At 71.3% G+C, this 20,262-nt stretch carries 23 protein-coding genes, 1 tRNA gene, 1 pseudogene and 1 riboswitch; of the genes and pseudogenes, 15 read left to right on the top strand and 10 right to left on the bottom strand.

The features are described 5' to 3' along the window. The first annotated feature begins 36 nt into the window (after positions 1-36). From pstC to pstB, 3 genes are read left to right on the top strand one after another with little or no spacing between them, the layout of a single operon-like run. Positions 37-984 carry a phosphate ABC transporter permease subunit PstC gene (pstC, locus tag I59_RS08085; RefSeq protein ID WP_022903430.1) on the top strand — a complete coding sequence of 316 codons (948 nt, stop codon included), beginning with the start codon at positions 37-39 and terminating at the stop codon, positions 982-984. A 13-nt stretch (positions 985-997) separates the two neighbouring features. Further along, positions 998-2,083 carry a phosphate ABC transporter permease PstA gene (gene pstA, locus I59_RS08080; protein ID WP_022903429.1) on the top strand — a complete coding sequence of 362 codons (1,086 nt, stop codon included), beginning with the start codon at positions 998-1,000 and terminating at the stop codon, positions 2,081-2,083. A 33-nt stretch (positions 2,084-2,116) separates the two neighbouring features. Continuing rightward, positions 2,117-2,896 carry a phosphate ABC transporter ATP-binding protein PstB gene (pstB, locus tag I59_RS08075; protein ID WP_022903428.1) on the top strand — a complete coding sequence of 260 codons (780 nt, stop codon included), beginning with the start codon at positions 2,117-2,119 and terminating at the stop codon, positions 2,894-2,896. A gap of 297 nt (positions 2,897-3,193) precedes the next feature. Here the strand turns inward: pstB and I59_RS08065 are convergent, their stop codons facing one another. The 3 genes from I59_RS08065 to I59_RS08055 form a co-directional block, all read right to left on the bottom strand. Further along, positions 3,194-4,057 (bottom strand): anti-sigma factor domain-containing protein, encoded by an 864-nt coding sequence (locus I59_RS08065; RefSeq protein ID WP_022903426.1) that lies wholly within the window; start codon positions 4,055-4,057, stop codon positions 3,194-3,196. Next, a complete protein-coding gene (gene sigK, locus I59_RS08060; RefSeq protein ID WP_022903425.1) occupies positions 4,054-4,653 on the bottom strand; it encodes an ECF RNA polymerase sigma factor SigK in 600 nt (199 codons plus the stop codon). Before sigK ends, I59_RS08065 begins: the two co-directional genes overlap by 4 nt. Before the next feature lie 539 nt (positions 4,654-5,192). After that, a complete protein-coding gene (locus tag I59_RS08055; protein ID WP_022903424.1) occupies positions 5,193-5,822 on the bottom strand; it encodes a hypothetical protein in 630 nt (209 codons plus the stop codon). 126 nt (positions 5,823-5,948) lie between these two features. Here I59_RS08055 and I59_RS22025 point away from each other — a divergent pair, with 126 nt between their 5' ends. The 4 genes from I59_RS22025 to I59_RS08035 all read left to right on the top strand — a co-directional run bounded on the left by I59_RS22025 (position 5,949) and on the right by I59_RS08035 (position 7,713). After that, on the top strand, positions 5,949-6,110 hold the full coding sequence (locus I59_RS22025; RefSeq protein ID WP_022903423.1) for a hypothetical protein: 162 nt from the start codon (positions 5,949-5,951) through the stop codon (positions 6,108-6,110). Between the two features lie 56 nt (positions 6,111-6,166). Further along, positions 6,167-6,239: transfer RNA gene (locus I59_RS08045), tRNA-Lys, on the top strand. A gap of 169 nt (positions 6,240-6,408) precedes the next feature. Beyond that, on the top strand, positions 6,409-7,221 hold the full coding sequence (locus I59_RS20810; protein ID WP_187289801.1) for an SGNH/GDSL hydrolase family protein: 813 nt from the start codon (positions 6,409-6,411) through the stop codon (positions 7,219-7,221). 174 nt (positions 7,222-7,395) lie between these two features. Then, positions 7,396-7,713, top strand: a complete 318-nt coding sequence (locus I59_RS08035) for a hypothetical protein (RefSeq protein WP_022903421.1) — start codon at positions 7,396-7,398, stop codon at positions 7,711-7,713. Positions 7,714-7,932: 219 nt separating this feature from the next. Here I59_RS08035 and I59_RS08030 read toward each other — a convergent pair whose 3' ends face one another. Further along, the gene (locus tag I59_RS08030; RefSeq protein ID WP_022903420.1) at positions 7,933-8,865 is read right to left on the bottom strand and encodes an aldose 1-epimerase family protein; all 933 of its coding nucleotides are present in this window, start codon (positions 8,863-8,865) and stop codon (positions 7,933-7,935) included. Positions 8,866-8,898: 33 nt separating this feature from the next. Further along, positions 8,899-9,714 (bottom strand): DeoR/GlpR family DNA-binding transcription regulator, encoded by an 816-nt coding sequence (locus tag I59_RS08025; RefSeq protein ID WP_022903419.1) that lies wholly within the window; start codon positions 9,712-9,714, stop codon positions 8,899-8,901. A gap of 63 nt (positions 9,715-9,777) precedes the next feature. On the opposite strand from I59_RS08025, the gene galT reads away from it, so the two are divergent. Then, entirely contained in the window at positions 9,778-10,887 is a 1,110-nt protein-coding gene (gene galT / locus I59_RS08020) for a galactose-1-phosphate uridylyltransferase (protein WP_022903418.1), read from the top strand. Continuing rightward, on the top strand, positions 10,884-12,020 hold the full coding sequence (galK, locus tag I59_RS08015; protein ID WP_022903417.1) for a galactokinase: 1,137 nt from the start codon (positions 10,884-10,886) through the stop codon (positions 12,018-12,020). Before galT ends, galK begins: the two co-directional genes overlap by 4 nt. Before the next feature lie 52 nt (positions 12,021-12,072). Here galK and I59_RS08010 read toward each other — a convergent pair whose 3' ends face one another. The 4 genes from I59_RS08010 to glyA all read right to left on the bottom strand — a co-directional run bounded on the left by I59_RS08010 (position 12,073) and on the right by glyA (position 15,428). Beyond that, positions 12,073-12,609 carry a hypothetical protein gene (locus tag I59_RS08010; protein WP_022903416.1) on the bottom strand — a complete coding sequence of 179 codons (537 nt, stop codon included), beginning with the start codon at positions 12,607-12,609 and terminating at the stop codon, positions 12,073-12,075. Further along, positions 12,606-13,058, bottom strand: a complete 453-nt coding sequence (locus tag I59_RS08005) for a hypothetical protein (RefSeq protein ID WP_022903415.1) — start codon at positions 13,056-13,058, stop codon at positions 12,606-12,608. Before I59_RS08005 ends, I59_RS08010 begins: the two co-directional genes overlap by 4 nt. Positions 13,059-13,209: 151 nt before the next feature. Beyond that, positions 13,210-14,142, bottom strand: a complete 933-nt coding sequence (locus tag I59_RS08000) for a tetrahydrofolate dehydrogenase/cyclohydrolase catalytic domain-containing protein (protein ID WP_022903414.1) — start codon at positions 14,140-14,142, stop codon at positions 13,210-13,212. Beyond that, positions 14,139-15,428, bottom strand: coding sequence for a serine hydroxymethyltransferase (gene glyA, locus I59_RS07995; RefSeq protein WP_022903413.1), 1,290 nt, complete (start codon positions 15,426-15,428; stop codon positions 14,139-14,141). Before glyA ends, I59_RS08000 begins: the two co-directional genes overlap by 4 nt. A gap of 53 nt (positions 15,429-15,481) precedes the next feature. Further along, positions 15,482-15,567: riboswitch (ZMP/ZTP riboswitch) on the bottom strand. 37 nt (positions 15,568-15,604) lie between these two features. Between glyA and clpS the strand changes: the two are divergent. Together clpS and I59_RS07985 are read left to right on the top strand one after the other, a co-directional pair. After that, positions 15,605-15,881, top strand: a pseudogene (gene clpS / locus I59_RS19535) (ATP-dependent Clp protease adapter ClpS); the annotation flags it as partial. Positions 15,882-15,888: 7 nt separating this feature from the next. After that, positions 15,889-16,362: a DUF2017 family protein gene (locus I59_RS07985; protein ID WP_022903412.1), complete on the top strand. Its 474-nt coding sequence runs from the start codon at positions 15,889-15,891 to the stop codon at positions 16,360-16,362. 3 nt (positions 16,363-16,365) lie between these two features. Here I59_RS07985 and I59_RS07980 read toward each other — a convergent pair whose 3' ends face one another. Continuing rightward, positions 16,366-17,265, bottom strand: a complete 900-nt coding sequence (locus I59_RS07980) for an NmrA family NAD(P)-binding protein (protein WP_022903411.1) — start codon at positions 17,263-17,265, stop codon at positions 16,366-16,368. Positions 17,266-17,321: 56 nt separating this feature from the next. On the opposite strand from I59_RS07980, the gene I59_RS20805 reads away from it, so the two are divergent. From I59_RS20805 to I59_RS07960, 4 genes are all read left to right on the top strand, one after another. Continuing rightward, entirely contained in the window at positions 17,322-17,774 is a 453-nt protein-coding gene (locus I59_RS20805) for a MarR family winged helix-turn-helix transcriptional regulator (RefSeq protein ID WP_022903410.1), read from the top strand. A gap of 49 nt (positions 17,775-17,823) precedes the next feature. Beyond that, positions 17,824-18,249, top strand: a complete 426-nt coding sequence (locus tag I59_RS07970; RefSeq protein ID WP_022903409.1) for a MarR family winged helix-turn-helix transcriptional regulator — start codon at positions 17,824-17,826, stop codon at positions 18,247-18,249. Beyond that, positions 18,246-19,661, top strand: coding sequence for an MFS transporter (locus I59_RS07965; RefSeq protein WP_022903408.1), 1,416 nt, complete (start codon positions 18,246-18,248; stop codon positions 19,659-19,661). Before I59_RS07970 ends, I59_RS07965 begins: the two co-directional genes overlap by 4 nt. Before the next feature lie 245 nt (positions 19,662-19,906). Beyond that, positions 19,907-20,262, top strand: a 356-nt coding sequence (locus tag I59_RS07960; protein WP_022903407.1) for a Bax inhibitor-1/YccA family protein, incomplete at its 3' end; no start/stop codon positions are given.

The raw sequence follows: 20,262 nt of genomic DNA, 5'->3' as shown, positions 1-20,262 counted from the left end.
TCTCCCGTTCCCGGGCGATCCTCCGACAGGAGTCCCATGACGACCGCACCGGCCCGCGAAGGGGCCACCGTCATCCCGAAGCCCAAGGCCGTCGTCCGCATCGGCGACCGGGTGTTCTCCGCCGCCTCGGTCATCTCCGGCGGCCTCATCCTCGTCGTCCTCGTGCTCGTCGCCGCGTTCCTCGTCTGGCAGAGCATCCCGGCGCTCGTCGCCAAGGCCGGCACGCTGCCGAACGGTTCCGCCAACTTCTGGGACTACGTCGGCCCGCTCGTCTTCGGCACGGTGTGGTCCGCGCTCATCGCGCTCGTGATCTCCGTCCCGCTGGCGCTCGGCATCGCGCTCTTCATCTCGCACTACGCACCGCGGCGGCTCGCCCCGGTGCTCGGCTACGTCGTCGACCTGCTGGCAGCGGTGCCGTCGGTCGTCTACGGCCTGTGGGGCATCGTCGTCCTCGCGCCGTTCGTGAAGCCGTTCTACGTCTTCCTCAACACGTACTTCGGTTGGTTCCCGCTCTTCTCCGGACAGGTGACCGGCACCGGCCGCACCATCCTCACGGCATCGATCGTGCTCGCCGTGATGGCGATCCCGATCATGACCGCCGTCATGCGCGAGATCTTCCTGCAGGCGCCGACCCTCAACGAGGAGGCCGCCCTGGCCCTCGGCGCGACCCGGTGGGAGATGATCCGCCTGTCCGTCCTGCCGTTCGCGAAGTCCGGCATCGTGTCCGCGATCATGCTCGGCCTGGGTCGCGCGCTCGGCGAGACGATGGCCGTCGCCCTCGTGCTGTCGGTGTCGACGAACGTGACCCTCCAAGTGCTCACGTCGCTCAACCCCTCGACCATCGCCGCGAACATCGCCCTGCAGTTCGCCGAGGCCTCCGGCACCGCCCTGAACGCCCTCGTCGCGTCGGGCCTGGTCCTCTTCGTCATCACCCTGGTCATCAACATGCTCGCGCGGTACATCGTCCGCAAGCGAGTGAGCTGAGAGGTACGGCCCGATGTCCCTCGCCCTCCGTCAGTCCGGCATGACCGGCAACGCCTACGCCAACGGCAAGCTCCACAAGTCGGTGCCGTGGCTGCTCCTCATCGGCTCGTGGGTCGCGCTGATCGCCGTCTTCGCGCTGCTCAACGCCGGCGGTGCCGTGAAGGACTTCAACGTCGTCGCCGCGCTGTTCCTCGGCACGGTCCTGTTCGACGTCCTCATCGTCGTCGTCTCGCGGATCGTCGAAGGTGGCCGCAAGGCGGTCGACCGCCTCGTCACCTCGCTCGTCGTCACGGCGTTCGTGATCGCGGTGCTCCCGCTGGTCTCCCTGCTCTGGACGGTCCTCGCCGACGGCCTCGCGCGTTTCGACGCGGAGTTCTTCTCGTACTCGATGCGCGGCGTCATCTCGGAGGGCGGCGGCGCCGTGCACGCGCTCGTCGGCACGCTCGAGATCACGCTCTTCGCGGCCCTCATCTCGGTGCCGATCGGCCTGCTCACCTCGATCTACCTCGTCGAGTACGGCAAGGGCGCGCTCGCGAAGGGCATCACGTTCTTCGTCGACGTCATGACGGGTATCCCCTCGATCGTCGCGGGTCTGTTCGCCTACTCGCTCTTCGCCCTCTTCCTCGGCCCCGGCGCCCGCTTCGGCCTCGTCGGCTCGATCGCCCTGAGCGTGCTGATGATCCCGATCGTCGTGCGCTCCACCGAAGAGGTGCTGAAGATCGTCCCGATGGAGCTCCGCGAAGCCTCGTACGCTCTGGGTGTGCCGAAGTGGCTGACCATCGTCAAGGTCGTGCTGCCCACGTCCCTCGCGGGCATCACCACCGGTGTCATGCTGTCGATCGCCCGGGTCATCGGCGAGACCGCGCCGCTGCTCGTCACGGCCGGGTTCACCGCATCGATGAACTACGACCTCTTCAAAGACCCGATGATGACGCTGCCCGTGTTCGCGTACACGCAGTACTCGCAGCAGGGCGCCAACCCGGTCCCGTTCGTGGACCGGGCGTGGACGGCCGCGCTGCTCCTCATCCTCATCGTGATGGCGCTCAACCTGCTCGCGCGCTTCATCACCCGCCTCTTCGCCCCCAAGCTCCCCCGCTAGCGCGGCGCCGACCACCACCCCGAAGGAATCCACGTGTCCAAGCGCATCGAGGTCGACGGCCTCAACGTCTACTACTCGAAGTTCAAGGCGGTCGAGGGTGTCGACATCACCATCGAACCCCGCACCGTCACCGCGTTCATCGGTCCGTCCGGCTGCGGCAAGTCCACGTTCCTCCGCACCCTGAACCGCATGCACGAGGTCATCCCCGGCGCATGGGTCGAGGGCTCGGTCAAGGTCGACGGCGACGACCTCTACGGCGCGGGCGTCGACCCGGTGCTCGTGCGGCGTCAGGTCGGCATGGTGTTCCAGCGGCCGAACCCGTTCCCCACGATGTCGATCAAGGACAACGTGCTCGCGGGCGTGAAGCTCAACAACAAGCGCATCTCGAAGTCCGAGGCCGACGACATCGTCGAGCGCTCCCTGCAGGGCGCGAACCTCTGGAACGAGGTCAAGGACCGCCTCGACAAGCCCGGCATGGGCCTCTCCGGCGGTCAGCAGCAGCGTCTGTGCATCGCCCGCGCGATCGCGGTGCAGCCCGACGTGCTCCTCATGGACGAGCCGTGCTCGGCACTCGACCCGATCTCGACCCTCGCCATCGAGGACCTCATCGAGGAGCTGAAGAAGGAGTACACGATCGTCATCGTGACCCACAACATGCAGCAGGCCTCGCGCGTCTCCGACAAGACGGCGTTCTTCAACATCGCCGGCACCGGTCACCCCGGCAAGCTCATCGAGTACGACGACACCGCGACGATCTTCTCGAACCCGTCCGTGCAGGCCACCGAGGACTACGTCTCCGGCCGCTTCGGGTGATCGGCTGACGCAGCGTCACGCACGCTCGGCCCCGTCGGACCACGGTCCGGCGGGGCCGTCGGCGTCGTAGGGTGCGCCGAGGAGCTTCGACGGTCGTGCTCGTGCGACGCCGCCGCTGTCGGACGACAACGGGCCGGTCGCTCCGTGCGGACGCGGCAGGTTGCACGCGCCCAACAACGACGCCGCCGCTGTCGGACGACAGCGGCGGCGACGTGAGACAGCGGCAGCGAACGATGCGACCGCCTGGGGCCAGCGATCTCCCGGGACCGACCGCCTGGGGCCAGGGCCCGCCCGGCGCTACGCGTCGAGCGGGACCGCGGCGATCGGCGTGGTCGTCGGCTGCTCGGAACCACCGGCCGGCTCGACCGTGATGCCCACGGTCACACCGTCCTGCAGGTCGCCGGTCAGCACAGCCGAGTGGACGCCGTCGGAGGACTGCTCCATGAGGCCAGCGGGCTTGATCGCACCACCGGACGCCTTCGACGCGATGTACCAGAGCTCGTAGGTCTTGCCCTTCGGCGCGGCCTGGACCCCGTCGAGGATCACGGCCGACTTGCCGATGTCCTTCGACCAGACGACGGTGGCGGTGCCCCCGCCTTCGACCGGCGTGCTGCTGCGCTGGAAGTCCGACGCCGCGTAGATGCCGTCGAGGACGCTCGAGCTCTGCGACGAACCAGCACCCGGGCCGGGCTCAGAACCGGGGTTCAGGACACCACCGACGCTGAGCCCGACGCCGAGGAAGACCACCGCCACGGCGGCTGCCGCGGACATGGCCGCTGCCGGGCGCTGGAACCAACGACGGCGAGCCGCGGACTCCGCCGGACCCGGCACCACGGAGGACGTGGGTGACGGGGCGGAAGCGGATCGTGCCTCCAGGCCGTCGTCGAGCGCGGGAGTGTCCGCGAAGGACGCAGCGGGAGCCGCGACCTGCGGCGTGGTCTGGATCTGCGCCATCAGCGATGCCTTGAGCGACGCCGGCGGCTCGATCGGGTCGGTCGAGTACGCCAGCTGCAGCGCGGTCTCGCGCAGCGAGTCGGCCTCGGCCCGGAGGTCGGACGAGAACGCGAGCGCGTCCTCGACCTGGGTGCGCTCCTCGTCGGAGAGCGCATCGAGCGCGTACGAACCGGTCAGGGAGGACGGGTCGTCGTGTCGGTCGGTCATGAGGTCACCCCCATCTCGTCTCGGAGTCGGATCATCCCGTCGCGGAGACGGGTCTTGACGGTGCCGATCGGGACACCGAGTTGTTCGGCCATCTCGCTGTGCGAGAAGCCTCCGTAGTACGCGAGCTGCACCGCCTGGCGCTGGAACTCGGTGAGCTTCGCCAGTGCCCGGCTCACCCGCTCGTGCTCGATGCGGATCTCGACCGATTCGGTCACCTGATCGAAGCCGGACTCGAAGTCACGGATGCCGATCCGGGTGTCACGGTCATGCGAGGCCTGCGAGGCCCGCACCCGGTCGACCGCGCGGCGGTGCGCCATCGTGAGGACCCAGCTCGCGGCGGTCCCACGGCTGCGGTCGAACCGGGTGGCCTGCTGCCAGACCTCCAGGAAGACCTCCTGCGTGACCTCCTCGGACTGGGCACGGTCCCGCAGGAGCCGGGTCACGAGGCCGAGCACACGCCCGGAGAGTTCGTCGTACAGGTCGGAGAAAGCCGCCTGGTCGCCGTTCGCAACCCTGGTGAGGAGTTCATCGGGCGACGGCGGCGCCGGCTCGGCAGAGCCCCAGCGCTTCGTGTCGCGTTCCACGATGGCAAGCATTGCAGGTTTCCCCCCTCTCGGTGCACGGGGCGCTGCATGTGCTCAGGCATCGTGCAGCTGTTCGGGTGTGTGGGCGAGGGGGCCACGTGGTCCGCAGGGAATTGACCGACTGACGCCGGACCGGGCCGCGTGGGACCCCTCGCCGTGACCGGGACAGGGCCTGGCCACGATGATGATTCGGTGCCCTCGACCGGGCGGATTGGACGGGTCCCGGATCGGTGCGGTGTCCGACGTGCGAGAGCGGATTCGACGTGTCCAGGGTCGTTCCGTAGAGTGGACGTCGCCGGGCCGCAGCAAGCCCCGGGCTCCAAATTTCGCCGCTTCGAGCGGCCTCGCGCCGAGAGGCGCTTCTGCGGCCCGGTTCTTCTGTGTCTGCCGGGCGGTCGGCCGGTGCTGTTCCGTCGTCGGTGGCGTGCTGTCGGTGGCGTTCCGTCGGCGCCGATCCGTCGATGGGCGGGACGGCCTGGAGGCGCGGGGCGGGTTCGCACCGTGCCTCCCGTCCGGTGGCGGGTGCTGTCCCGGACGCGGCGCGCGCAGGGTCAGTCGAGGCTGTCGCGGCGCCAGAGCGCCGCAGCCTCCGTCAGCTCCGCCGCGAGTTCGGTGAGGCGGAACGCCCGCGTCGTGAGCTCGGTCGCACGCGCGGACGCCGTGAGGTCGGCCTCGTCCGCGACCGCCGTGGCTCCCGCCGCGGTCAGCCGGCAGAACGCCGCGCCGCGGTCCAGCGCCACGGCGAGGTCACCCGTGTAGAGGCCGTGCAGGATCCGGTCCGCGAGGGTGAGGATCTCCGCCGGACCGGTCGGCTGCTCGGCGCCCGCGACCGCTTGGTCGATGGTGCCGATGCGCTCGGTGCCGCGCTGGAAGAAGTACGCGATCTCGTCCGGGGCCTGCCGGATGACCGTGCGGACGAGGTAGATGCGCCAGAGCGCCCCGGGCAGCGTGTGTGCCCCGACCCGCGCCCAGAGCTCCGCGATCGCATCGATGCCGTGCACGTCCGTGTAGGTCACGAGTCGCTCCACCACCGCGGGGTCCGGGTCCTGCCGCACACGGTGGAGCAGGGCGTTCGCCGTCTCGTGCGCGACGCGGTTCACCACCGCAGGGTCCTCGCCGCCCTGGATCGCGGCGAACTCGGCATCGGTGAAGTGGACGGGACGGTGGTGATCGCGAGGCACCGCGACAGTGTAGGCGCGGCCACCGACGCCCCACGTCCCCCGTTCGCCCAGAACGCAACGAGCGCTCCGCGGGTACGGTGCTCCGGCAGGGAGGGACCACTCCCGGACGTCACGGAGAGGACCCCCATGAACGCCCTGCTCATCATCCTGGCCGTGATCGCGGTCATCCTGCTGTTCGTCGGTGGCTTCGCCGCCAGCCTCAAGTTCCTGCTCTACGTGGGCATCGTGCTCGCCGTCATCGCACTCGTCCTCTGGCTGCTGCGGACGCTGACCGGCCGTCGGAGCTGACGAGCCCGGTCCCCGGTGCCCGTGTGGAGGCCCGTACCCGCTAGCCTTGCGGGTGCGGGCCTCTAGCTCAGTTGGTAGAGCACCGGACTTTTAATCCGAGGGTCGTGGGTTCGAGCCCCACGGGGCCCACCGTTCCCGAACACCGCCTTTTCATCCGAGGGTCGTGGGTTCGAGCCCCACGGGGCCCACCGTTCCCGAACACCGCCTTTTCATCCGAGGGTCGTGGGTTCGAGCCCCACGGGGCCCACCGCTTCGCCCCACAGGATGCGCCCGGACCGGTTTCCCTAGGATGTCGGTCGTGTCGTGGCGGAACAGACGAGCGCGAGCGGGGACGGACCACCCCGCCGTCCAGCGTCCCCGCCGCTCCCGGCTGCCCCTCGTGGGCCTCGGCGCGATGGCGGTCGGTGTCGCCGGACTCCTCGTGCTGCTGCCGAGCGTCTCGAGCGCCTGCCAACCGACCGTCTCGCCGCGCAGCGAGTCGGCGGTGCGCACTGCCTCGGCCATCGCCACCGGGTCGGACGTGCTCGTCATCGGCGACTCGTACTCGACGGGCGTCGGCTCGTCGAGCGGTCGACACGGCTGGGCGCAGGACCTCGTGGCGGATCGGCACTGGAACGCGACGATCGACGCCTACCCCGGCACCGGGTACGTCGACACCGGTCGGCCGAGCACGTCGTACTACTCCTACGAGGCCCGCATCGAGCGGATGGCGCGACGGATGACGCCGGACCTCGTGATCGTCCAGGGCAGCCAGAACGACTGGCTCGTGGACGCGGCGACCCTGCAGGCCACGGTCGAGCGCACGCTCCGGAAGGTGCAGCAGCAGTGGCCGAACGCGACCGTGATCGCACTCGGGCCCTCAGCGCCGTACCCGCGGTCCACGGCGAACAGCGGCATCTCGGCCTCCGTGGCCGCCGGAGCGGAGGCGGTCGACGTGCCGTACATCGACGCACTGTCGGACGGCTGGTTCACCCCGTCGAACAGCCGCCGCTACGTGTCGGACGACGGCGGGCACCTCGACGACGCCGGGTACCAGTACCTCGCGGACCGTGTCAGCGCGGCTCTCGACGACCTGGCCTCCGCGCCGAGCGGCGACGAGCACTGCGCCTGACGTCCAGGACGCTCGGTCCGGGGTACAAGTCGTCCACAGGCACCTCTTGTCCGTTCCACGGCACAGCCCAGTGTGCGTTCAGCGGTCTGTTGGGTTGACGCCGATAGTGTCGTTCCCGGATCCGAGCTACGGGTCCGGCACCACAGCACCATCGAAGAACGAACGGGGTACACCGTGATCGAGCCCATCGAAGCCACGCACACCAGCGCCGACGGCGCGCGCCGCATCGTCGAGCTCGCAGCAGCAACCAAGACGACCATGAGCGACGAGCTGCTGCTCGACACGCTCCGCCGCAACGCGAAGGTGTCGACGCGGCACATCCGCGAGGACTTCCTCGAGGTCGCCAACGCCACCACCGTGCTCGGCTACGTGTGTCGGCAGCGCTCGGAGTACATCGCGCTCCGTGGCGACGACCCGGCCTGGGCGCAGGAGGTCGGGCGTTACCGCACCGAGTCCCTCGCGGTCGAGGCGCTCCGCATGCGCCGCGCCTGACGACAGCGCCGCTCCTGGTACCGCACGCGGTACGCCGAAGGCCGCCCCGAGCCGGGGCGGCCTTCGTCGTGTGCAGCCGCGCGCTCGGGCAGCTGCGTGCCCGAGACTCGGCCTCAGCGACCGATCTCGGACCGCCGACCACGAGAACGGTCGCTGAGCGCGAGACTCGGCAGCGAGCGCGAGCGCGAGACTCGGGGCCCGCGGCAGCGCGCGGAACCCTCAGGACCAGACGCGCCGGATGCCCCAGGTACCGGTCCAGGTCTCGTCGGGCTCGAGCCAGCGCAGCCCCTCCCCGGAGTTGAGCGCGTTCGCCGGCGCCGTCATCGGTTCGACCGCCACGGCCAGCCCGGTGCCGTCGCCGCGGGGGAACGTCCGGGACGTGAAGACCTGCACGTACGGGAACGACTCGTCCTGCCAGAGCTCGACGCCGTCGCCCTCGGGTCCGTGGAGTGTCGTCCGCCGGACGCCGTCCTGGTCGGCCGCGATGTCCGTGTAGGCGGTGTCGAGGTCGGAATCGCCCGCCCGGCGCCCCCCGCGCAGGTCGGAGTCCGTGCCGGTGACGTCGAAGGAACCGTCGGGCACCTTCTGCTCGTTCGTCGAGAAGGCCGTGGCGGCGTCGAGGGTCACGACGAGGTCCTCGGCGGGGGTGTCGCCCGCGCGCAGGTACGGGTGCGCTCCCACGGCGAACGGCGCTCGGACACCGGAGCGGTTCGTGATCGTGTGGGTGACGCGGATGCCGTCGTCGACGAGCTCGTGGTGCACGCGGGTCTCCAGGGTGAACGGCCAGCCGTGCTGCGGGTGGATCGTCGCCTCCTGCTCGATCGACGACTCGGTCTGCGACACCGTGCGGTACGGGGCGAAGCGGAGCAGCCCGTGTGAGGCGTTGCCGTACTTCGGCTCGGAGACGTCGAGCTGTTGCGCGACTCCGTCGAGCTCCCAGCGACCGCCGGCGACACGGTTGGGCCAGGGCACGAGCACGATGCCGTCCGCTCCGGGCGGTGCCTGGTCGACGTCGAACGGCTCGGTGAGGTCGAAGCCGGCGACCCGGAGTTCCCGGATGCCGGCGGCGACCTCGGTCACGACGGCCTCGACGACGCCGTCCGGTCCGGCGTGGCGGAGGTGGTACTGGCCTCCGGTGGGGGCTGCGGTCATGGCGGGCTGGTCCTTCCTGGGCAACGCGGTGGTTCAGCGCTCGTCGGCCACGACGACCTCGACCCCGGCGGCGCGCACGGCGTCCACCAGGTCCGCCGAGGCCTCGGCGGTGACGACGACGTCGATGTCCTCGAGCGCACGGACGACCCCGAGGTGGGCACGGCCGAACTTCGACCCGTCCGCGACCACGACCGTACGCCGTGCCGTCGCCGCGAGCATCCGCTTCGTCTCCGTCTCGGGCAGGTTCACGTTCGTCAGACCGTGGTCCACGTCGAGGCCGGTCCCGCCGAGGAACACGACGTCGGCGGCGATCATCGGCACGACGGTGTTGTTGAACGGCGCGACGAGCGAGTGCTGGAGCGGCCGGAGCGTGCCCCCGGTGACGATGACCGTGAAGCGTGGGACGGCGGGCTCCAGCGCGAGCGCGGTGGTCAGGGAGTTCGTGACGACGGTCACGTCGACCAGGTCGGTGCGCGCGACGAGGGCGGACGCGACGGCTGCGGGCGTGGTGCCGACGTCGAGCACGACGCACTCCCCCGAGCGCACGAGGGCAGCGGCGGCGCGACCGATCGCCGCCTTCGCGACCTGGTGCTCCACGGCCGTCTCCTCGAGGGGCCGTTCGCCGGACCCGGCCACGAGACGGACCGCACCGCCGTGCACCCGCCGGATCCGGGCCTCCAGGTCGAGTGCGGCGAGGTCCTGCCGGACCGTCACCTCGCTCGTCCCCAGCGCCGCCGCCAGGGCGGCCGTCCGGACGAGCCCGGGTGCTCCCTCGACGATGGCGACGATGCGGTCCTGGCGGAGGGGTGCCGGGAGCGCGCCGTCGAGGAAGAGGTCGTCGTCGCTCACGCCCCCAGTTTCGTCCGCTTCCGTCTGCTTTCGCAACACTTCGGATCGCGGTAGGATCCTCCGGTGATCACCAAGCGCGCGACGAAGCTCGCGGACGGCCGCGACCTCTTCTACTTCGACGACGCCGACTCGACACTGCCCGCGGAGCGCAGCATCGACCAGCGTGTGCTCGATCCCCGGCCGGAGACCGCCCGCATGCGGCAGGACGTCCTCACGGGCGAGTGGGTGTCGATCGCGGCGAGCCGGCAGAACCGGGTGTTCCTGCCGCCGGCGGACCAGGACCCCCTCGCGCCGCAGACCGCGGCGAACCCGTCGGAGATCCCGAGCCAGTACGACGTCGCGGTGTTCGAGAACCGCTCGCCGTCGTTCGGCCCGATGCTCGGCGGACCCGACGGAGCCGAGGACGCCCCGCCGTCGCTCGACGCCCTGACCGAGGTCGGGCTCGACCGGCAGTTCCGCAGCGTCGGCCGGTGCGAGGTCGTCTGCTTCTCCCCCGCGACCGAGGGCTCCTTCGCGTCGATCTCCGAGTCCCGTGCCCGCACGGTCGTGGAGGCCTGGGCGGACCGCACCGCCGCACTCTCCGAGCTGCCCGGCATCCAGCAGGTCTTCCCGTTCGAGAACCGCGGCGAAGCGATCGGTGTCACCCTGCACCACCCGCACGGCCAGATCTACGCCTACCCGTACGTCACCCCCCGCACGCAGCGACTCCTGGCCTCGATCGAGCGCTTCGGCCCGGACCTCTTCGAGCAGCACCTCGCGAACGAGCGGGCGTCCGACCGTGTCGTCCTCGCCGGCGAGCACTTCACCGCGTTCGTGCCGTTCGCCGCACGCTGGCCGATCGAGGTCCACATGCTGCCGCACCGGCACGTGCCGGACTTCGCCGGGCTCACCGACGCCGAGAAGGACGAGCTGGCACACATGCACCTCCGGCTCACCCGCGGGATGGACCAGCTCTACGGGGACCCGACGCCGTACATCGCCGCCTGGCACCAGGCGCCGGCGCACACCGCCCGTGACACCGTGCGGCTCATGCTGCAGATCACGTCCCCGCGCCGCGCGGCGGACAAGCTCAAGTTCCTGGCCGGCAGTGAGGCCGCCATGGGTGCCTGGATCGGGGACCTCGTGCCCGAGAAGGCGGCCGAGTTCATCCGAGGAGGGATCGAACGCGCATGACGTTCCAGCAGGTCTACGGGTACGAGCCGACGGTGCGGTACTCCGCGCCGGGTCGGGTCAACCTCATCGGCGAGCACACCGACTACAACGACGGGTACGTACTGCCCTTCGCGATCGACCGGCGGACCGTCGCCTCGATCGGGCAGCGGGACGACCGGGTGCTGCGCGTCGCGTCCGCGTTCGACCCGTCGTCGGTCGTCGAGCTGACCCTCGACGAGCTCGACCCGTCGCGGATGCACGGCTGGTCGGCGTACGTCCTCGGCATCGCCTGGGCACTGCGTGAGCAGGCCGGAGCGGACCTGTCGGACAAGCGCGGGTTCGACGTGTTCATCGAGTCGGACGTCCCTGTCGGCGCCGGCCTGTCGTCGAGCGCGGCGATCGAGTGCGGCGTCGCCCTGGCGTTCAACGACCTCTGGGAGCTCGGGCTCGACCGCAAGACGCTCGCCCGGGTGGGTCAGTACTCCGAGAACCACGCGGTCGGTGCCCCCACCGGGATCATGGACCAGTCCGCGTCGCTGCTCGGTGAGCAGGACGCGGTCGTGTTCCTCGACTGCCGCACGCTCGACACCGCCGTGGTCGACCTGGCGCTCGAGGCGAACGGCCTCGAGGTCCTCGTCATCGACACCCGGGTGGAGCACGCCCACGCGACCGGCGGCTACAAGGCCCGCCGCGAGTCGTGCGAGCGCGGGGCGCGCATCCTCGGGGTCGAGGCCCTCCGCGACGTGGGCGTCGAGGACCTCCCCCGCGCCGAGGAGCTGCTCGACGACGAGACCTTCCGCCGCGTCCGGCACATCGTCACGGAGGACCAGCGCGTCCTCGACACGGTGCGCACCCTCCGCGAGGACGGCCCGCGCGCGATCGGATCGCTGCTCGTGGCGTCGCACGAGTCCATGCGCGACGACTTCGAGATCTCCGTACCGGAGCTCGACCTCGCGGTCGCGACCGCCGTGGAGCACGGCGCCGTCGGCGCACGGATGACGGGTGGCGGGTTCGGTGGAGCGGCGATCGCGCTGGTCGACCGGGAGGCCCGGGGCGCGATCGCGGACGCCGTCACGTCCGCCTTCGCCGCGGCCGGGTACCGCGAGCCGACCGTCTTCACCGTGCACGCCGCGCAGGGCGCCCGGCGCGACTGACGCGAGCCGGCGCTTCGGCGCGGCGCGCGGAGACCACCGGGCGCCGCACCGATCAGCGGGTCGCGTGGCCCGTGGTGACCGTCACACCGCCCCACGGGAAGCCGTGCGGGCGCAAGACCTCGTGGTCGATCTGGTCCATCACGACGTGCCCCTGCCACACGCTGTAGATCAGCACGCCGACCACGACGACCACCGGGACGGCCAGGTACGCGGCGTACCGGACGACGTCGCCGAGCGACCGCTTCCCGAAGCGTTCGAGCGTCGGCGGCAGGAACACCCCGACGACGACCACGAGCAGCAGGACGGCGAGAGCGGCCGGCGCAGTGTGGGCCTCGACCTGCACGGTCGGCGGGGCGCTCGACAGCGGGGTGCCCGCGCCGTCGATCCAGTGGCCGTCACCGTCCGCCCCGCCGTACTCGGCCGAGGCCGACCACACCGTGAGCGTCGGGGAGGACAGGAGCGCGACGACACCGATCAGCGCGAGGCCCCATGCGCGCGGCCGCAGCTTCCGTCCCGCGTGCGCCATCACCGGTGCCGTCTGCACGCGGTCCGCCCGGTGCGGGCCCGGAGTGCCGGGGTCGAGGCTCACGGCGCACCTTCCAGCCGGTGCACCGACGACGAGACGTCACCGATCGTGAACGGGTGGAGGTCACCGTGGGCGACGGCCCAGAACACCCACTGCCACTGCACGATGAAGAGCACCCACACCAGGGCAGTCACCCCGACGACCCCGGCCAGACCGAGGGCGAGCACGCGGTCTTGGTCCCACCGTGCGGCACCACGACGAGCGACGCCGACGACGAACCCGGCGACCGCGAACCCGATGGTGACCAGCGCCCACCCGATCCACGGCCTCGCATCGATCTGCACGAAGCCGAGTTGGTGGGTGTCGATGCTCCCGGGCAGCTGTGGATCGGCGGACCAGGTCTGGCCCGGGACCTGCAGGAACAGGCACAGCAGCGTGATCCAGACGAGCTTGCGGGCGTCCTTCGTGAACAGCGACTCCTGCGCCGGAGGCTCCGTGACGGCCGTGGTCATGCACGAACGGTAGCGCAGTGCCGGGCGCGGCAGAAGCGCCCGTCCGAGGGGCGGCCCGGGACCCGGCCACACACGGCCGGGCGGGTGGGGCGGGGGCGAGCCGAGCCTCCAGGCCGCACTCGGTGCGCCCGTACCACGGCCCGCCCACGCGTCACCGCAGGTGGCGCTCCGCCGCCTCGACGACGTTCTTCATGAGCATCGCGCGGGTCATCGGCCCGACGCCACCCGGCGTCGGCGACAGGAACCCGGCGACCGAGGCCACGGCGGGGTCGACGTCGCCGCGGAGCTTCGCCTTCCCGGTGGCCTCGTCGACGACGCGGCTGATGCCCACGTCGATGACCGCCGCACCGGGCTTGACCCAGTCCGGCTGCACGAGCCCGGCGACCCCGGCAGCGGCCACGATGATGTCCGCCCGTCGGCACTCGGCGGCGACGTCCTCGGTCAGCGAGTGGGTCAGGGTCGCGGTCGCCTCGAGGCGGGTGAGGAGCAGACCGAGCGGGCGCCCGACCGTCAGGCCCTGCCCGATGATCGTGACGTGCTGCCCCCGGATCGGGACGTCGTACGCCTCGAGCATCGCGACGATGCCGCGCGGGGTGCACGGCAGGGGCGCGTCGATCGTGCCGGCACCACCGGGGACGGCGAGCACGAGCTCACCGAGGTTCGTCGGGTGCAGGCCGTCGGCGTCCTTCGCCGGGTTCATGAGTTCGAGCATCGGGATCGGGTCGATGCCCTGCGGCAGCGGGAGCTGCACGATGAAGGCAGTCACCCGGGGGTCGTCGTTCATCTGCAGGATCGCCGCGCGGATGTCGGCCGCGGAGGCCGTCTCGGGCAGGTCGATGCGGACCGAGTCGAGCCCGATCTGCGCCGAGTCCTTGTGCTTGCCGGCGACGTAGGACACCGAACCCGGGTTCTGGCCGACCATGATCGTGCCGAGTCCGGGTCGGAACCCGTGGTCGTGCAGGCGGTCGATGCGGAGCTTCAGGTCGTCGAGCGTCCGGGCGGCGAGGGCGGCGCCGTCGATGCGGACGGCAGAGCCCTCCCCCGCCCAGAGCGCCCGCGGCAGGTCAGCCACGGCGGCGCTCACGCGTAGAGCGGGAACGCGTCGGTCAGGGCCTTCACCCGGGCCGACAGCGCCTCGACGTCGGGGTTCGGCATGAGCGTCAGCGCGATGATGTCCGCGACCTCGGTGAACTCGGCGTCGCCGAACCCGCGGGTCGCGAGCGCCGAGGTGCCGATGCGGACACCCGAGGTGACCATCGGCGGACGCGGGTCGAAGGGCACCGAGTTGCGGTTCACAGTGATGCCGACCTCGTGCAGGAGGTCCTCGGCCTGCTTGCCGTCGACCTCGGACTCGCGGAGGTCCACGAGCACCAGGTGCACGTCGGTGCCACCGGTGAGGACGTCGATCCCCGCAGCCTTGGCGTCGTCCTGGGTGAGGCGCGTCGCGAGGGCCTTCGCACCGCGGAGCGTACGCTCCTGGCGGTCCTTGAACTCCGGCTGGCCGGCGAGGAGGAACGCGGTGGCCTTGGCGGCGATCACGTGCATGAGCGGGCCACCCTGCTGCCCCGGGAAGACCGCGGAGTTCAGCTTCTTGAAGAGCGACTCCTCGTTGGACAGGATGATGCCCGAGCGCGGGCCGGCGAGCGTCTTGTGCACGGTCGAGGACACGACGTGTGCGTGCGGCAGGGGCGACGGGTGCAGCCCGGCGGCGACGAGGCCGGCGAAGTGCGCCATGTCCACCCAGAGCGTCGCGCCGACCTCGTCCGCGATCTCGCGGAACTTCGCGAAGTCGAGCTGGCGCGGGTAGGCCGACCACCCGGCGATGAGGACCTTCGGCTGGTGCTCGATCGCCTTCGCGCGGATGTCGTCGTAGTCGACCTCGAAGGTCTCCGGGTCGACGCCGTACGACACGGCGTTGTAGATCCGGCCGGAGAAGTTGAGCTTCATGCCGTGGGTCAGGTGACCGCCGTGGGCGAGCTCCAGGCCGAGGATCGTGTCGCCCGCGGAGGCGATGGCGTGCAGGACCGCGGCGTTCGCGCTGGCGCCGGAGTGCGGCTGGACGTTCGCGTACGCGGCACCGAAGAGGGCCTTCGCCCGGTCGATGGCGAGCTGCTCGGCGACGTCGACGAACTCGCAGCCGCCGTAGTAGCGCTTGCCCGGGTAGCCCTCGGCGTACTTGTTCGTCAGGACGGAACCCTGCGACTCGAGGACGGCACGCGGGACGAAGTTCTCCGACGCGATCATCTCGAGGGTGTCGCGCTGACGACCGAGCTCGTTCTGCAGCACCGCTGCGATCTCGGGGTCGACCTCGGAGAGGGGGGCGTTGAACGTGGACTGCGCGGCCGCAGGCGTCAGATCGGTGATGGACACGGGACTCCTCGTTGTCTGTTCCGTCGCGCGGGAGCACGACGAGGTGGACGGGTGGGCGCGGCCCAGGCGTACGGCCGCGCACCGTGTCAAGTGTCGCTCCCCGATGGTGACCCATCCAACGCCAGTCGCAACCCCACGATCGTACCGAGCGCACCGGTTCGTGTCACCCTGGTGGCATGACCCTGACCAGCCCCGACGTCGACGAGCGGACGACGACCCGCTCCGACACCCCGTGGGTCACCGTGGTCTGGGACGACCCGGTCAACCTGATGTCCTACGTGACCTACGTCTTCCAGTCCTACTTCGGGTTCGGGCGCGCGAAGGCGGAGCGGCTCATGCACCANGTGGACGAGGGACGGTCGGGCGATCGTCGCGACCGGTGCCCGCGAGGCCATGGAGGCCCACGTCGAGGCGATGCACGGCTACGGCCTGCAGGCGACCGTCGACCGGGCACGACCCCGTGACGCCGTTCGTCCGCCGCGCCGACGGCGTCCACCTCGGCATGTCCGCCGGGGAGCGCGAGGTGTTGACGTCGCTGACCGAGCAGCTCCAGCAGGTGCTCGCGGGCGACCTGTCCGCGAACCCCGTGGCCACGCGGATGTTCCCCGACGCGTACCCGGACGACGATGCGGCGAGCGCGGAGTTCCGTCGGTGGACGCAGTCCGACCTGCTGACGCAGAAGACGTCGAACGCGGCGGTCGTGCACGAGTGGTTGACCGGGGTGCGCGACGGCGGGTTCTCCCCCGAGGACGAGCAGGCGTGGCTGCGGTGCTTGACGGACCTGCGGCTGACGATCGCCGAACGCCTCGGCATCACCGACGCGGCGAGCGAGGAAGCGTCGTACCGCGCCGAGGCCGGGGTCGGCCTGCGGGACGTCTACGACTGGGTCGGGTACGTGCAGGAGCACCTGGTCGGCACGATCACCGGTCGGTGAGCGTCAGGCAGCGGCACGGGGACCGAGCAGTTCCGCGCGGTGCCGGCGAGCCCAGTCCGCGAGCGAGCGGGGAGGCTCCCCGGTGATGCGCTCGACCTCGTCGGTGAACGCGTCCACGCCGTCGAGGCCCCGTCGCGCGACTCGACCGAACTGCTGACGGAGGCCCTCGGCCTGCCAGGCGTCGACCCCGCTCGCGCGGAGCACGGTCCGGAACACCCGGCTCGGCAGGTGGAGGTAGCGGACCGGTCGCCCGAGCCCCTCCGCGAGCCCGCGTGCGACACCAGGGCCGTCGAGGAGCTCGGGGCCGGTGAGCACGGGCTCCGCACCGGTGTGGTCGCCGCGGAGCAAGACCGTCGCGGCGACGGCGGCGATGTCGGCCGTGTCGATCCACCCGATGACGCCGCGGCCCATCGTCTGCGGGAAGATCCCGCGTCGGATCGCCGGCATGGACGCCACGAGGTTCGTCATGAACCCGGACGGATGGAGGATCGTCCGCTCGAGCCCACTCGCTCGGATCGACTCGTCCACCTGCCAGATGGCGGCGGCCCACGGCATCGGCGAGTGCTCGGCTGCGTCCCCGCCGGACAGGTGGACGACCGCGCGGACACCGGCAGCACGGGCTGCGTCGACGGCGGTCCGCCCGTGTTCGGCCTGCCGTGGCGTCGCGGCCGTGACGAGGAAGAGCTGGTCGACGCCGTCGAGCGCCGCGGTCAGGGCCGCGCGGTCGCCGAGGTCGGCGAGGCGCGCGTCGATGCCCTGTGTGGTGAACGCGTCCACCTGTTCGGGGCGTCGCGCGATCACGCGGACGCGGGCTCCTGCGCCGAGGAGTCGCTCGACGGTCTGACCGCCCACGTCACCCGTGGCCCCGGTCACGGCGATGACGCCGTCGCTGTGCTGCACCATGATCCTCCCTAGTATCAGTTTTCTGATATAAAAGGCTACGCCGGTAGCCTGGGGTCGTGCCCCGGGAGTTCTCAGCGACGCGCGACGACGTCGACGCGATCGCCGCATGGACGGTGATCCGCGCTGCCCGCACGCTCGCCAGACGCCTCGGTGAGGTGCTCGCACCGCTGGGACTCAGCCCCGTCGAGTTCGGGGCACTCGTGCAGCTGGCGGCCGGCGAGCGGCTCACCCAGGCCGAACTGGCCCGTGCGGTCGGCATCCGCCCCCAGAGCGTCACCACCCTCGTCGCGGCACTCGCGGACCGCGGACTGCTCAACCGGGGCCCCGAGCGCGGACGCGGACGGCCGTCCCGGATCACCCTGACGAGCACGGGTCGGGCACTGCTCGCCGAGGCGTTCCCGGTCGTGCTCGCGAGCAACTCGTGGTTCGCCGGCGACGCGGAGCCCCTGTCCGCGATCCTGGCGCCGTTCGTCGGGGATGCGACCGGCCCCGCGGACGTGGTTCCCTGATCGACAGGAAGGCTTGCAAGTTCTCCTGTCGAAGTAGTACCGTGACGGTATGACCCCGCAGGACGCCGCCGACCTCGCCAGCGCGCTGCTGACGATCCACGGCCGCATCCGCCGGACCCTGCTCACGGGCAAGTCCGACGAGGTCACCGCATCGCAGACCGCGGCGCTCGGCCGACTCCTCCGGTACGGCGAGAGCACGGTCGCCGACCTCGCCCGCGCCGAGGGTGTCCGCCCGCAGTCGATGGGCGCGACCGTCCAGGCGCTCGTCGACCTCGGGTACGCCGAGCGCCGGCAGGACCCCTCCGACGGGCGACGGACCCTCGTCCGCGCGACCCCGGCGGGCGCAGCCGCGCGCGAGGACGCATGGTCGGCCCGCAGCCGGGTGCTCGCGGACCGGCTGGCCGCGCTCACCCCGGAGGACCGCGCGACCGTGGCCCGCTCGCTGGAGATCCTCGAGCCGCTGGTGGAACCGTGACCGCGACCGCCCCGGTCCCCGTCCCCGCGCCCGCTCCGACCGACGGCGGCGGCAGCGGCTTCGGCCCGAAGCTCCTCGTCCCGGTGCTCGTCGGCCCGCTGCTCAACCCGATCAACACGACGATGGTGTCGGTCGCCCTCGCGCCGATCTCCCGCGACCTCGGGATCGGTGCGGCGCAGGCGATCTGGCTCGTGGCGGCGCTGTACCTCGCGAGCGCGGTCGCCCAGCCGACGATGGGCAAGCTCGCCGACCGGTTCGGCCCGAAGAAGGTGTTCCTCACCGGTCTCGTGATCGTCGGCGTCGCCGGGGTCGTGCCCGAGTTCCTCACCGGGTTCGGCGGTGCGGTGACAGCCCGTGTGCTGATCGGGATCGGCACGTCGTCGGCCTACCCGGCGGCGCTCACGACGCTCCGACAGCACTCGGCGCGGATCGGGAAGCCGACGCCGCCGCTCGTCCTCGGCGCGCTCTCGATCACGTCGCTCGTGTCCGCCGCTGCCGGGCCGCCGCTCGGCGGAGCGCTCATCGCGGCCTTCGGCTGGCACGCGATCTTCCTCGTCAACGTGCCGCTCGCGGTGTTCGGCATCGTGGTGTCGCTGCTATGGCTGCCGTCCGACCGGCTGCGCCCGCAGAACGACGACGACCTGCCGGTGCTCCAGGCGCTCGACCCGGTCGGGATGCTCCTCATGACCGGGACCGTGTCGGCACTCCTGGTGTTCCTGCTCGACCTCTCGGCCGGGCTCTGGTGGCTGCTCGGGACCGCGGTCGTGCTGCTCGTCGCGCTCGTGCTGTGGGAACTGCGCGCCGTGAAGCCGTTCGTCGACGTGCGGATGCTCGCCCGCAACGGCGCGCTCTCGCGGACCTACCTGCGCCTGTTCCTCGTGTACCTGCTGGCCTACACGATGACCTACGGCTTCTCGCAGTGGGTGCAGGACGTCGCCGGCTACCCGAGCGACGCCGCCGGGTACATCCAGCTGCCGGCGGCGATCGTCGCCGGCGTCGCCTCGTTCCTGGTCGCGCGGAAGACCGCCGTCCGCGGGCCGCTCATCGCCGCGGCCGTGGTGCCGATCGTCGGCGGGCTGCTCCTGCTCCTGCTCGACTCGGGGTCCCCCGTGGCCCTGCTCGTGCTCACGCCGGCGCTGTTCGGCGTCCCGCAGGCCTTCGCGTCGGTGTCGAACCAGGCGGCGCTGTACCGGGTCGTGCCCGCGGAGTACATCGGCACCGCGGCCGGGCTCTCGCGGACGAGCGTCTACATCGGCGCGATCGGTGCGTCGTCGCTCATCGGCGGTGTGTTCGGCACGGCTCCCACCACGGCGGACCTACACGTCCTCGCGTGGGTGATCGTCGGCGTCGCCGTCGCGGCGAGCGCCCTGACGATCGCCGACCGCGCGCTGTCCCGTCCGGACGTGGTCTGACCGTGCAGCGTCGCGCGGGCACGGCTCCCGCAGCGTCGCGAACGCCGTGCCCTTCCGTGAGGTGGCAGTTCCGGTTAGCACAGTTCACACAGGCGCTCAGCCCCGGCACGGCGAACTCCGAGCCGGCGGTGCGACGATCGCCGCAGGCGACCACGGGACAGCCGTTCCGCTCGCCGCGAATCCCCAGCCTTCCGGGCCACCTGGTCCGTAGGCTGAGAGGACTCGAACATTCAGGAGAGGACACCATGGCCTTCAAGCCCGGTTTCGACCAGTCCCCCGCCTTCAACGACGCGGGCCGGAACGCCTGGGGCGCGGGCGCCGGACAGCAGCAGGCTGGCTGGGGACAGACGCCGCAGCAGGGCATGACGCCCGAGCAGCTGCAGTACATGTACGACCGTCCGTCGGCCTCCACCGTCGACACCGACCGCATGTCCTACGAGGACACGATCGTCAAGACGCTCCTCGCGTTCGGCGTGCTCGTCGTGGGTGCGGTGGCCGGGTGGAACCTCCCTGCTGGCGTCTGGATCGTCGCGGCGCTCGTCGGCTTCGTCCTCGCGATGGTGAACACCTTCAAGAAGAAGCCCTCGCCGGCTCTCGTGCT

The sequence above is a fragment of the Curtobacterium sp. B8 genome (assembly GCF_000333315.1).
Taxonomy (GTDB): domain Bacteria; phylum Actinomycetota; class Actinomycetes; order Actinomycetales; family Microbacteriaceae; genus Curtobacterium; species Curtobacterium luteum.
This window is presented reverse-complemented; position numbering and strand designations above follow the sequence as displayed.

What these genes read in the sequence shown, in the direction of transcription:
- I59_RS07980 (WP_022903411.1), bottom strand. Translation starts at nt 17,265, where the DNA reads ATGGTGCAGCACAGCGACGGCGTCATCGCCGTGACCGGGGCCACGGGT.
- pstA (WP_022903429.1), top strand. Translation starts at nt 998, where the DNA reads ATGTCCCTCGCCCTCCGTCAGTCCGGCATGACCGGCAACGCCTACGCC.
- galK (WP_022903417.1), top strand. Translation starts at nt 10,884, where the DNA reads ATGACGTTCCAGCAGGTCTACGGGTACGAGCCGACGGTGCGGTACTCC.
- I59_RS22025 (WP_022903423.1), top strand. Translation starts at nt 5,949, where the DNA reads ATGAACGCCCTGCTCATCATCCTGGCCGTGATCGCGGTCATCCTGCTG.
- I59_RS08030 (WP_022903420.1), bottom strand. Translation starts at nt 8,865, where the DNA reads ATGACCGCAGCCCCCACCGGAGGCCAGTACCACCTCCGCCACGCCGGA.
- sigK (WP_022903425.1), bottom strand. Translation starts at nt 4,653, where the DNA reads ATGCTTGCCATCGTGGAACGCGACACGAAGCGCTGGGGCTCTGCCGAG.
- I59_RS07970 (WP_022903409.1), top strand. Translation starts at nt 17,824, where the DNA reads ATGACCCCGCAGGACGCCGCCGACCTCGCCAGCGCGCTGCTGACGATC.
- pstC (WP_022903430.1), top strand. Translation starts at nt 37, where the DNA reads ATGACGACCGCACCGGCCCGCGAAGGGGCCACCGTCATCCCGAAGCCC.
- I59_RS08005 (WP_022903415.1), bottom strand. Translation starts at nt 13,058, where the DNA reads ATGACCACGGCCGTCACGGAGCCTCCGGCGCAGGAGTCGCTGTTCACG.
- I59_RS08065 (WP_022903426.1), bottom strand. Translation starts at nt 4,057, where the DNA reads ATGACCGACCGACACGACGACCCGTCCTCCCTGACCGGTTCGTACGCG.